Source organism: Pseudoduganella namucuonensis (genome assembly GCF_900116645.1).
GTDB lineage: Bacteria > Pseudomonadota > Gammaproteobacteria > Burkholderiales > Burkholderiaceae_D > Rugamonas > Rugamonas namucuonensis.
The window spans coordinates 99,110-110,997 of sequence record NZ_FPBO01000011.1 but is presented as its reverse complement, the minus strand read 5'-3'; the positions used below and the strand labels follow the sequence as shown (position 1 = coordinate 110,997).

Annotated in this window: 10 protein-coding genes; 3 read left to right on the top strand and 7 right to left on the bottom strand. The window is 66.6% G+C overall.

The window, feature by feature from the left end; genetic code table 11:
- Position 1: 1 nt before the first annotated feature.
- Together BM436_RS13900 and tssA are read left to right on the top strand one after the other, a co-directional pair.
- Positions 2 to 790 carry an OmpA family protein gene (locus tag BM436_RS13900; RefSeq protein ID WP_093556126.1) on the top strand — a complete coding sequence of 263 codons (789 nt, stop codon included), beginning with the start codon at positions 2 to 4 and terminating at the stop codon, positions 788 to 790.
- Positions 791 to 813: 23 nt separating this feature from the next.
- A complete protein-coding gene (gene tssA, locus BM436_RS13895; protein ID WP_093556125.1) occupies positions 814 to 1,881 on the top strand; it encodes a type VI secretion system protein TssA in 1,068 nt (355 codons plus the stop codon).
- Positions 1,882 to 1,892: 11 nt separating this feature from the next.
- On the opposite strand, the gene BM436_RS13890 is transcribed toward tssA, so the two are convergent.
- Entirely contained in the window at positions 1,893 to 2,645 is a 753-nt protein-coding gene (locus BM436_RS13890; protein ID WP_093556124.1) for a cupin domain-containing protein, read from the bottom strand.
- Between the two features lie 105 nt (positions 2,646 to 2,750).
- On the opposite strand from BM436_RS13890, the gene BM436_RS13885 reads away from it, so the two are divergent.
- Positions 2,751 to 3,710, top strand: coding sequence for a substrate-binding periplasmic protein (locus tag BM436_RS13885; RefSeq protein ID WP_093556123.1), 960 nt, complete (start codon positions 2,751 to 2,753; stop codon positions 3,708 to 3,710).
- 55 nt (positions 3,711 to 3,765) lie between these two features.
- On the opposite strand, the gene tssH is transcribed toward BM436_RS13885, so the two are convergent.
- The 6 genes from tssH to tssC are packed head-to-tail and all read right to left on the bottom strand — an operon-like array spanning position 3,766 to position 11,887.
- Positions 3,766 to 6,420 (bottom strand): type VI secretion system ATPase TssH, encoded by a 2,655-nt coding sequence (tssH, locus tag BM436_RS13880; protein ID WP_093556122.1) that lies wholly within the window; start codon positions 6,418 to 6,420, stop codon positions 3,766 to 3,768.
- Between the two features lie 16 nt (positions 6,421 to 6,436).
- Positions 6,437 to 7,519 carry a type VI secretion system baseplate subunit TssG gene (tssG, locus tag BM436_RS13875; protein ID WP_093556121.1) on the bottom strand — a complete coding sequence of 361 codons (1,083 nt, stop codon included), beginning with the start codon at positions 7,517 to 7,519 and terminating at the stop codon, positions 6,437 to 6,439.
- Complete coding sequence (gene tssF, locus BM436_RS13870) at positions 7,483 to 9,327, bottom strand: type VI secretion system baseplate subunit TssF (RefSeq protein ID WP_093556120.1); 1,845 nt, start codon at positions 9,325 to 9,327, stop codon at positions 7,483 to 7,485. The genes tssG and tssF overlap by 37 nt, the downstream gene beginning before the upstream one ends.
- A gap of 2 nt (positions 9,328 to 9,329) precedes the next feature.
- Positions 9,330 to 9,821 (bottom strand): type VI secretion system baseplate subunit TssE, encoded by a 492-nt coding sequence (gene tssE, locus BM436_RS13865; RefSeq protein ID WP_093556195.1) that lies wholly within the window; start codon positions 9,819 to 9,821, stop codon positions 9,330 to 9,332.
- 35 nt (positions 9,822 to 9,856) lie between these two features.
- Positions 9,857 to 10,348: an Hcp family type VI secretion system effector gene (locus BM436_RS13860; protein ID WP_093556119.1), complete on the bottom strand. Its 492-nt coding sequence runs from the start codon at positions 10,346 to 10,348 to the stop codon at positions 9,857 to 9,859.
- A gap of 45 nt (positions 10,349 to 10,393) precedes the next feature.
- Complete coding sequence (gene tssC / locus BM436_RS13855; RefSeq protein ID WP_093556118.1) at positions 10,394 to 11,887, bottom strand: type VI secretion system contractile sheath large subunit; 1,494 nt, start codon at positions 11,885 to 11,887, stop codon at positions 10,394 to 10,396.
- Position 11,888: the final 1 nt, after the last annotated feature.

Here is an 11,888-nt window from a genome sequence, read left to right as displayed (position 1 = left end):
CATGCGCCACACCGCCCTCCTCCCGCAGCTAATCTCGCTCTCGCTGGCCTTGTCCGTCGCCGGAACAGCGCTGGCCCAGGCCCCCGCCCCGCAACCCGGCCAGGTGCTGGCCGCCGGCACCGTCGCCGACGAGGCCAGCAAGGCCAGCGTGCTGGCCAAGCTGCGCGAAGTCTACGGCGCCGACAAGGTGGTGGACCAGATCTCGGTCGGCCAGGTCGTCACGCCCGCCAACTGGAACACCTACGTGCAAAAGCTGATCACGCCGGAGCTCAAGCAGATCAGCCGCGGCCAGCTGAAGATAGACGGCAGCACCGTCACGCTGCGCGGCGAGGTCGCCAACGAGGCGCAGCGCCAGAAGCTGGCCAGCAACGCGGCCACCAGCCTGAACCCCACCTACACGGTGAACAACGCCCTGCGCGTGTCCGCCAGCGACCAGGGCATCCTGGACAGCACGCTGGCCAACCGCATCGTAGAATTCGAAAGCGGCAAGGCCAGCCTCACGCCGGCCGGCCGCGCCATCCTCGACGAGATGGCGGCCGCGCTGGTCAAGCTCAAGGGCCGCAAGGTCGACATCATCGGCCACACCGACAGCCTGGGCCTGCGCGCCACCAACCAGGGCCTGAGCCAGGCGCGCGCCGAGGCGGTCAAGGCCTACCTGGCCAGCCGCGGCATCAACGGCGAGCTGCTGACCGCGTCCGGCCAGGGACCGGACCGGCCGGTGGCCGGCAACGACACCGCCGAGGGCCGCGCGCGCAACCGCCGCATCGAATTCCGCATGGCGCAGCAATAGGCGCCGGCATCAGAGAGGACACCATGTTTTCAGCAGAACAGATCTTACAACCCGTCAGCGCCACCCACCCCGGCGGCAGCGACCTGGCCTTTTCCCCGGAGCTGGACGCCATCGCGCAGGCCCGCCAGTTCGACGACCCGTCGCTCGACCAGGGCGAGTGGGTGACGGAACTGAAGGAGGCCGACTGGGGCTTCGTGGTGCAGCGCTGCGCGGCCCTGCTGGAGACGCGCAGCAAGGACCTGCGGCTGGCCGTATGGCTGGCCGAAGCCGCGGCCAGGCAGCACCACCTGCGCGGCTTGGCCGAGGGCTTCCGCGTGCTGGCGGGCCTGTGCGAGGACTACTGGTACAACGGCCTGTTTCCGGAGTCCGACGGCGACAACGAGCAGCGCGTCGGCAACCTGAGCTGGATACTGGCGCGCACGCCCGCGCTGCTGCGCGCCATCCCGCTGACCGAGGGCCGCGGCAGCGCCTATTCCATGGTCGATTTCGAGACCGCGCGCAAGCAGGCCGCGAATGGCGGCCCACCGCCGGGCGGCCTGAAACTGGCGGACCTGGAAGCCGCGCGCCGCAACTCGTCCCCGCAGTTCCGCGAAGCGCTGGCGACGGACGCCGCGGCGTGCATGGAGGCCTTGCAGGCCTTCGAGAAGGCCGCCGATGCTCGCCTGGGCGACGACAGCCCGGGCTTCTCCGCCGCGCGGGAGGCGTTACAAGCGCTGATACACGTGCTGCCGCCAAGCGCGGTCAATAACGGGGCCGTGCAGGTGGCCGACGAAGGAGTGGCTATGAACGATAGCGGCCAGGCCATCCACGCGGAGGAAGGAAGCATCGGGCAGATCGCGACCATACACCTGGCGTCATCCTCGCCCCCGGGCGCGATCCAGAACCGCACGCAGGCCGTGGCGCAGTTACGGCTGGTGGCCCAGTTCTTCCGCCGCACGGAACCGCACAGCCCCGTGTCCTACTTCGCCGACAAGGCCGCCGACGCGGCCGACCAGGACTTGCATAGCTGGCTGCGTTCCGTGGTCAAGGACCAGGCGTCGATGGACCATATCGAGGAACTGCTGGGCGTCAAAGGCCGGCCGCGGGACTGAGGCGCCCGGGGCTATAGCGGCCGGTAGATCGCGTAGACCTTCGCCACATGCTCGCGGCTCTCCCAGCTGCATTGGGCGTGTTGCTCGACGAGGAAGATGTCCCCCTTTGAGAACGTGCCACGGCGGCCGGTTTCATCCTCGAACGTGACGCTGCCTTCCAGCAGATACATCAATTCATAGTGGCGATACGACATGGCGCGGCGGTGATAGGGCGTCGAGTCCCAGGTCCCGCAGGTGAACACGCCGTCGGGGGAACGATAGTCGGTGTGATTGCGGCAGGCCGGGGTCGGCCCCACCAGCAGCTCGGCCAGCGGCGGACCGGACGGCTCCAGCGTTGGCGACTTGATAATCGGCGTCAATCCGCCCTCGCCCGGCGTGCCGCCACCATAGCGCATGAATATCAGCGAAACCGGTCCCTCCGCGGACCAGCCGAATTCCACGCCCTGCTGAAGCACTGCGCTGTCGTTCGCTCCCAGCACCAGCGTGCCGTCCTGGCGCGTGATCGTCAGCGCGCCTTCGTGGACGATGACGAATTCGTCGGCCGGCAGGGACTGCACCGTGCCGCTTCCCGCTTCGAGCGCGATGACGCCGCACGTGACTGGGCCTGGCGGCAGATCGAGCAAGCGCCGGTCGCGAAGAAAACGGTCGTCGGACTCGGCTCCGACGGGCGAAGGCGCCCCTAGAGTCTTATCATCCGCGAACTCGCGCAAATCGATGAAGGATGGCGGACTGGCGCCGACGCTGGCATGCTGCAAATTGGACATCAAGTGACTCCCGGTCGATGGTGAAGGTGACGTTTCGCTGCCTGATACCTTAACCGCGACCCCGCAATATGGGATGCCGAAAGCACTCGTCCACGTAGCATAAAGATGCGAAAGCAACGGCCGGGGCCGCCACCAGAACCGCAGCGCTTCCATGTTGTGGCTCCTGTGTCTAAAATCGAAGCGGAGCCCAGGGCACAGTCCCCTTTTTCAGCTTGTTTGCCAGAACGGAAAATCGCGATGCCCGCCCATCCAAGTGTTGGATTTTTGCCTCCCCAGTTCCGCGCGCGACCGGGCCGATGGACGAAGAATATAAGCATGGGTTTGACTTGGCTGCTTGTTTTCCTTATTGGGCTTTACGTCATGCCGGCAAATGCGCAGCAAGTCGTCAAAGTCGGCGGCTATGAATTCCCGCCGTTCGTTGACAAGACGGCGGGAAGCACGAGTTTGACGCTCGATCTGATTGCCGCCCTGAACACGTTTCAGAAAAAGTACCATTTTCAATTCGTGGACACATCATCCAAGCGTCGTTTTATCAATTTTGACGAAAAAAAGTACGATCTTATATTTTTTGAAGCTCTGGAATGGGGATGGCAAGGCAAAGCGATCGAGGCGACCGACGCCATCATGCACGGCGGCACCGTCTACATTACACGGGCGGACAAATCCAAAGACCAGCGATATTTTGACGACTTCAAAGGAAAAACGATTTGGGGGATACTTGGCTACCACTACGGATTCGCGAATTTCAACGCCGACCATGAATTCTTGAAGAAAACGTTCAACGCCCACATGACGACTTCGCATGACGGGCTCATCGAGGCGGCGGTCACCGGACGCGCCGACATCTCGGTGGTGGTGAAGGAATACCTGCAAATCTACCTCTCCAAGCATCCGGAAGTGCACAAGAAGATTCTGGTCTCAAAAAAGTTTGACGCAGTCAATTCGTACACCATCCTTGTCCGCAAAGGCATCAATCCCGATGTCGCCGAGCTCAACAAGCTCCTTTCAGACATGGAAAACGCCGGCATACTTAAAAAACTCTGGGGGAAATACAACCTGAAGTAATCAGGCCACCATTCCCCCGACGCCGGCGATACACATGGGCCGCGCCCTCCGCGCGTCAGCGGATCGTGTACTTGAACTGCCCCTGCTTGTTCGCCCCCACCTTGATCTTGCCGATCGCCGCGCCCTCCGCCATCCTGGCCAGCACCGACTCCGCGATCTCCGGCAGCAGCGTGCCGTTCAGGATGTGGTCCACATTGCGCGCGCCGGAATCCACCTCGGTGCAGCGCGCCAGCACGGCGTCCACCAAGGCCTCGTCCCAGCTGAACTCCGCCTTGTGGTTGACACCGATGCGCTGCCCGATGCGGGCCAGTTTCAGTTCGATGATCTCGGCCAGCACGTCGTCCGGTATCGGATAGAAGGGAATCACCTTCAGGCGCCCGAGGAAGGCGGGCTTGAACTGTTTATTGAGCTGCGGACGGATCATCTCCTCCAGCGCGTCCGGCGCGGGCAGTTCCTCGGCCGTCTTGTTCAGGCAAGCCTGCATCAGCGTCGCCGACGCCACGTTCGAGGTGAGGATGATGATGGTGTTGCGGAAGTCGATCTCGCGGCCTTCCGCGTCGTCCATCACGCCCTTGTCGAACACCTGGAAGAACAGCTCCAGCACGTCCGGGTGCGCCTTCTCCACCTCGTCGAGCAGCACCACGCTGTAGGGGTTGCGGCGCACGGCCTCGGTCAGCACGCCACCCTCGCCGTAGCCCACATAGCCGGGCGGCGAGCCTTTCAGGCCGGAGACGCTGTGCGCCTCCTGGTATTCACTCATGTTGATCGTCACCAGTTTGCGCTCTCCGCCGTACAGCGCGTCCGCCAGCGCCAGCGCCGTCTCGGTCTTGCCCACGCCGGAAGGGCCGACGAACAGGAACACGCCCTTCGGCTTGTTCGGGTCGTCCAGGTTGGCGCGCGAGGTGCGCACGCGCTGCGCCACCGCCTCCAGCGCGTGCGGCTGTCCCAGCACGCGCTCCTCCAGCATGTCCTTCAGCTTGAGCACCGTCTTGATCTCGTCCTTCACCATCTTGCCGAGCGGGATGCCGGTCCAGCCGGCGACAATGCCGGCCACCACGTTGCCGTCCACCTGCACCGGCACCATCGGCGTTTCTCCCTGCAGCGCCTTCAGCTCGTCCAGCAGCGCCCGCAAATCCCTGCCCTGGCTCGGGTCGGACTCGCCGCCCGCCTCCAGCACCACGAGGGCCGCCTTGATCTGCTCCGTCAGTTGTTTTTCCTGTTCCCAGCGCGCCGACAGCTCCGCGTGCGATTGCGCGGCCGCCGCGCGGTCCTCGGCCAGCTGTTTCAGGCGTTCGCCGTGGTTCGCGCCGCCGCCCGCGCTTTGCTCGCGCTCCAGCGACGCCGTCTCCGCGTCCAGGCGTTCCAGCTTGCGCGCCAGGTTTTCCAGCAGCGCGGGCGTGGCGTTCTGCCCCAGCGCCACCTTGGCGCAGGCCGTGTCGAGCACGCTGATGGCCTTGTCCGGCAACTGCCGCCCCATGATGTAGCGGTGCGACAGGCGCACCGCCTCGGTGATGGCCTCGTCGTACACGCGCACGTTGAAGTGCTTCTCCATCAGCGGCGCCATACCGCGCAGCATGGCGCAGGCCAGCTCCTCGCTGGGCTCCTCCACCTTCACCACCTGGAAGCGGCGCGCCAGCGCGGCGTCCTTCTCGAAGTACTTCTTGTATTCGCCCCAGGTGGTGGCGGCGATGGTGCGCAGCTCGCCCCGCGCCAGCGCGGGCTTGAGCAGGTTGGCGGCGTCGTTCTGGCCGGCCTGGCCGCCCGCGCCTATCATGGTGTGGGCCTCGTCGATGAACAGGATGATGGCGTGCGGGCTTTTGCGCACCTCGTCGATGACGTTCTTCAAGCGGTTCTCGAACTCGCCCTTCACGCTGGCGCCGGCCTGCAGCAGGCCCATGTCCAGCGTGTGGATCTGCACGCCCTTCAGCACGTCCGGCACGTCGCCGCCCGCGATGCGCAGCGCCAGGCCCTCCACCACGGCGGTCTTGCCCACGCCGGCCTCGCCGGTGAGGATGGGGTTGTTCTGGCGGCGGCGCATCAGGATGTCGATCGTCTGGCGGATCTCGTCGTCGCGGCCGATCACGGGATCGACCTTGCCGTCGGCGGCGCGCCGCGTGAGGTTGGTGGTGAACTGGTCGAGCGCCGGGGTCTTGCCGGGCGCGCCGGCGGCGGCCTCGCCCACCGGGTCGTCGCCCGGCTCCGCGTCGCCCCCCGCGGCGGGCACGGCTTCCTGCGATCCGGCCGATATCTCGTCCAGCTTGTGGCGGATCCGGTCCAGTTCGAACCTGGCGAACAGCTTCGAGCTGCGCTGGGCCAGCTGCGACAGTTCGGAATCGGTCAGCAGCGCCTGCAGCAGGTGGGCGCTGCGGATGTGCACTTGGCGGCCGGACTGGATGTCCAGCGACGCGATCAGCCACGCGTTCTCCAGCAGCTTGGGCAGGCGCGCCGAGAACACCGGCGTGCGCGTGTTGCCGTTCTTGAAGCGGCTCAGTTCCGCCTGCAGGTCGGCCTCCAGCATGCCGACGCCGATGCCGCAGTGGCGCGCGATGACCACCAGGTCGCTCTGGGGCTGCTCCAGCAGGGCCAGGAACAGGTGTTCGATGTCGACCTCGAACTGGCCCAGCGACACGCAAATGCCGGCGGCGCGGGTGGCGGCCACGCGGCAGGTGTCGTTCAGTTTGCCGATCAGCGTCTTCAGGTTGATGCTCATGGGGTAGCGCTCCTTCTTATAATGTATGGATTTCGTAACGCACGTCGGCGCGGTCTTGCGCCTGGCCGCCGCCCAGCACGAAGCTGTCCCAGCCCAGGCGCCCGCCGCTGCGGTTTCCGTCGAGGCTGATGCCGCGCACGTCGGCCGCGCGCAGCACCAGCTGCACCTCGTATTCCAGCGTGAGCCCGGTGAACATGGCCAGCATGTTCTTCAGCGCGCCCGCCGCCTTCCCGCCCGGCAGGAAGGATTCGAAGCTGGCCCGGTCCAGCGGGCCGATCACCAGCCGCATGCGCAGGTCGCGCTGCCACACGCGGGCGCCGGCCAGCGCGCCGCCGCCCAGCACCGCGTTGTTGCCGCCCAGCGTGCTTTGCTGGGATTGCGGCACGTCGTACCAGCAGCCGACGAACTGCGTGACGCGCACCTGCTGGCCGAAGTACTCGGACAGCACCCGCGCCACCTGCGCCGCCGACGCCGGCTTTTGCCGCACCGCGCTGGCGAAGTAGCCGAGCGACTCGTCCAGCACGCCGTCGCCGTGGTTGGACATGCGCCGCCGCAGCGAGGCGTTGCCCAGTCCCGCCAGCGACAGCAGCAGCGGCAGGAAGCCGTCCTTGCCCGTGCCCTGGTACTTCAGCTCCAGCCGGTACTTGCGCCAGGCCTCGTAGAACAGCGCCAGCGCGCGGTTGGAAAAGGTGTCGAGGAAGGCGCGCGGGCCGTCGTCGCGCTGGTATTGCGCGTGGGCGGCGACGCGCTCCGTGTAGTGGGCCGGCAGCGTGCCGCTGCTGCCCAGGAAGCCCATGAAGGTGGGCGTGAGCCGCACGTATTTGAGCTCGGATGCCCGCAGCGCCTCGCCCAGGCCGCGGGCGTCGCGCGCCGTGTCGCGCGGTTCCGGCTGCAGCGATTCCAGCTCGCTGGCGGGAAAGGACAGCGAGGTGGAATTCTGGAAGCGCAGGAAGTTGGCGATCGCGCCCTCTTGCGGCACGCCGCGGCGCTTGAGCCACAGTTCGAGCATGCGCACCGCCTGGAAGTACTCGAAACGGTAAGGCTCGGCGAACAGGCGCTCGATTACAGCAGGCTCAAATCGCCGCTTCGTGGCTGGCATCGCAGCAGTTCCTCTCCGGTTTTATGGGACACCACGACCAGCCGCGTGAAGCTGTTGGCGTGCACGTACAGGCCCAGGAAGCGCTCGATCACGTGGGCGAAGGCGTGGATGCCGCTGCCGACGAAGGCTTCCTCGTCGATGGTCAGCCGCACCTCCACGCCGCGCACCAGGCAGGCGAAGGGGTTCCCCGGCAGCCAGGTGTTGGCGGCCTTGTGGGCGATGCCGAGCACGCCGCCGATCTGCCGCTGCGTGGCCGGGGAACGCGGCAGGTCGTACAGGGCGAGCATTTCGCGGAAGGCGTCCAGCCCGTCCTCGTCCAGCGACAGGTGGTTCAGCGACAGGTGCGAGATCAGGCGCCAGTGCGCGCCGCGCCCGCGCTCGAAGCGCTGCGAGGCGGTCGGCTTGCGCAGCATGCTGATGGAGCGCACGCTGGAGCCGCCCTCCATGAACAGGTCGCCGCCGCGCATGCCGTAGGACAGCATGGACGGCAGGTCGCGGTTGGTGCAGCTCAGCTCCAGGCTCAGGGTGTCGGTCTCCACCTCGGCCGGATCGAAGTCGATATCGACGATGGAGATCTCGGTTTCATAGCCGGGGCTTTTCTCGGCCGTGGTCTCGTTGCGGCGGGCCACCCAGTAGTGGCCGTTCTTGTCGGGCGTCTGGCCGTGCTTCAGCGAATAGAAGGGGCGGAAGGTGGTGATGGATTCGCCCTGCGGCGTCTGCCGCACCAGGCGCACCGACTCGATGGCCTGCACCTCGTAGGCGAAGGCGCGGCGCGCGTCGGCGAGCACCGGGTAGCTGGCGGTGGTGTGGGTCAGGCGTATCGGCTCGCCGCGCTGGCGGAACAGGTTGACCACGGGGGTGCAGCCCAGCAGCACATTGTTGGTCGACAGCGTGCCCAGGATGCGGGCCGTGTTCGAGTCGGTGCGCAGGCCGGACAGCGCCAGGTGCAGCGTCACGCTGCGCGCGCCCGACGGCAGCGCGGCGCCGAGCGCCGCCAGGTCTATGTCGAAGAAGTTGAACTTCTCGGGGAAGCAGAAGTATTCGGTCAGCAGCCGGTAGGCCGCGTGCGAGCGGGCCGAGAAGTCGATCAGCGATTCGTCCTCCTCGAAGCCGGCCGGCGTCAGCGGCGAGGCCTGCAAGGGCCGCCAGCGGCCGTTGCCGTCGGCCTCGGCGTAGGCGGCCACGGTGCGCATGAAGAGCGCGTCGCGCAGCGCGGCGCAGAACGACGGTTCGCCGTCGATGAAGAAGCGCAGCTTGCCCAGGCCCAGCTGCAGCGGGCCGGCCTGCTCGGAGGTGGCCGCCAGCGTGATGCTGATGCTGGAAGTGGCGCCGGCCGGCGCGCGCAGCGCCTCGGGCACGGCGATGATGGCGGAGAACGCGGCCTGCGTCAGCGCCAGCGGCGCCACGGTGACCGGATAGGCGGTGCGGAAGGTGCAGGCGGCGCCGCGCACGGGGCGCGTGCCCAGTTGCGTGCCGCGCGGGATCTCGCTGGCGGTGGTGAGCTGGGAGGCGGCGCCGCTGTAGTCCATGCGGGCGATCGAGCAGGAGGGGAATGGCCGCAGGTAGTGCGGGTACATCACCTCGAACATCGCCTCGGTGAATTCGGGGTAGTCGTCGTCGAGCCGCTTGGCGATGCGCGAATTGAGCAGCGCGAAGGACTCGATCATGCGTTCAATATGCGGGTCTTCGCAGACCTCGCCGCCCACCAGCAGGCGGCCGGCGATCTTCGGGTAGCGCTCGGCGAATTCGCGCGAATAGCGGCGCAGGAATCCGAGCTCCCTTTCGTAATACGGTAACAGCTGTTCCAATCTCAGGCTCCTGGCTGCGCCGGTCGGCGCCCCTTGCTGATGGTGTAATGCAGGCTTGACGGTTGCAGCACTGCGTCGAAGTTCACGGGTTCCTGGGTGGCGCTGGCCACCAGCAGCGCGGTGATGTTGAAACCGAGCCGGTTGATGGCGCCCTCGCGCACCTCCAGCGAGGCCTGCACGTTGCGCAGGCGCGGCTCGTGGCGCAGGATGGCGCGCTCCAGCGCGCGGCAGATGTGGGCGCGGTCGTCGGTGCTCGACAGCGACAGGCCGGCGAAGTCGCTCAGGCCGTAGCTGGCGATGGAACGGCCGCACTCGGGATAACGCTTGAGCAGTTCCTCGCGCAGGACCGAACGGGTGTTCAGCAGCGCTTCCAGGTCGCGCGCGACCGCGTCCTTCATCTCCTCGACCGAGAGCCGCGCCACGGTGCCGCTACCGGCGCCGTGTGCGGGCTCGTCGAACAGCCGGTCGAACAGCCCGGGCGTGTAGCCTTTCACCGCCATGGCCGCGGAATCGACTGTTCAGCCATGGCTCAGATGGTGCGGTTGGCCGACAGGTCCCAGCCGCCCGAGGTGTTGCCACCGGAGCCGCCGCCGACCTTCTGCTGGGTGTACTTCCACTTGACGCGGGAGTACTTCAGCGCCACGTCCTCGGTCAGGATGTCGCCGGCCTGCACGCTGGGCGCCACGCTGGAGATCAGCACGTTTTCCAGTTCGATCTCGAAGTACTTGATGCGTTCACCCTGGCCGTCGGCGCGCAGGAACTCCAGCTTGGCCTTGGGGATGGTCTTACCGGACGAGCAGGTCTGCAGCAGGATGGGCGTGGCCAGGTCGGCCAGCTTGGACACGACGATGTCCTTGTGCTCGGTGCGCTCGGCGGTGTGGCCGCCGCCGGTGGACGCGGTGGCCGACTTGGGCTGGAGCACCTGGAAGTCAACGGACTTGACTTCGATCCAGTCCTTGTGGGCGTTGTCGCTGGACTCGCCTTTGATGCCGTCGATTTGCAGGTAGACGTCGATTGCCATGTTATTCCTTTCAGTGGGTTAAAAACTACTATTGCGACTTGAAGATCAGGTCTTGGTCGAAGCGGGAAGCTCCGCGACCAATCGGAGCGAAACTGAGAGCTCGTCGAGCTGGAAGTGGGGGCGCAGGAAGGACACGGCGCGGTACACGCCGGGCCGTCCCGGCACCTCCGCCACCTGCACCGACGCCTCGCGCAACGGGAACTGGGCCTTCTGTTCCTGCGTCGCGTTGTCGTCGAGCAGCACGTACTGCGTCAGCCAGCGGTTCAGGAAGTCCTCCACGTTGGAGGCGGCGGCGAAGCTGCCGATCTTGTCCCGCATCATGGCCTTCATGTAGTGCGCGATGCGCGACACGGCGAAGATGTACTGCAGCTGCGCCGACAGCACCGCGTTGGCGTTGGCCGCCTCGGTGTTGTACTTCCTGGCCTTCTGGGCCGACTGCGCGCCGAAGAAGGCCGCGTAGTCCGTGTTCTTGCAGTGCACCAGCGAGATGAAACCGAGGTCGCTCAGCTCCTTCTCGCGGCGGTCGGTGATGGCGATCTCGGTCGGGCATTTCAGCGCGACCTCGCCCTCGTCGGTCTTGAAGGTGTGGGTCGGCAGGTCCTCCACCAGGCCCCCGCCCTCCACGCCGCGGATGGCGGCGCACCACCCGAAGTCCTCGAAGGCGGCGGTCAGCTTGGCGCCGAAGGCGTAGGCCGCGTTGCACCACAGGTATTTGTGGTGGTCGGTGCCGTCCACGTCCTCGACGAAGTTGAAACCCTCGGTGACGGCGCCGTCGGCCGGGTTGAACGGCAGGCGGCCCAGGAAGCGCGGCAGCGTGAGGCCGACGTAGCGCGAGTCCTCCGATTCGCGGAAGGACTTCCACTTGGCGTATTCCACCGTGTCGAACACCTTGGACAGGTCGCGCGGGCGACCCAGGTCGCTATAGCTCTCCAGCCCGAACAGCTCGGGCGAGGCGGCGCTGATGAAGGGCGCGTGCGCGGCGGCGGCCACGTGCGACATCTGCTCGACGAAGTACATGTCCTCCGGCTGGCGGGTGATCTCGAAGTCGCCCAGCAGCGCGCCGAACGGGGCGCCGCCGAAGGTGCCGAACTCCTCCTCGTAGACCTTCTTGAACATGGTGCTCTGGTCGAACTCGAGCGCGCTCTGGAAGTCCTTCACCAGCTCGCGCTTGGTGGCGTTGAGCATCTTGATCTTCATGTTCTGGCCGGTGGCGCTGTTGCGCACCAGGTAGTGCAGGCCGGTCCAGCTGCTTTCCAGCTTCTGGAACTCGGGCGCGTGCATCACGGCCGACAGCTGGGCCGAGATCACCCGGTCCAGCTCCGCCACGCGGGCGTCGATGGTGGCGGCCAGGTTGTCGGACACGACCACCGTGCCCTCCATCACCTGGCTCACCAGTTCGGCGATCAGGTCCTTGGCGCGCGCGTGCTCCACGCTGGACTTGGCGACCTTGCTCTGCTCGACGATCTGGTCCAGCAGGGCCGACTCGGCGGCCTGCGCCGGCGCGGCGGTGCTCGACTCGGAACTCAAAATGGCGGACATG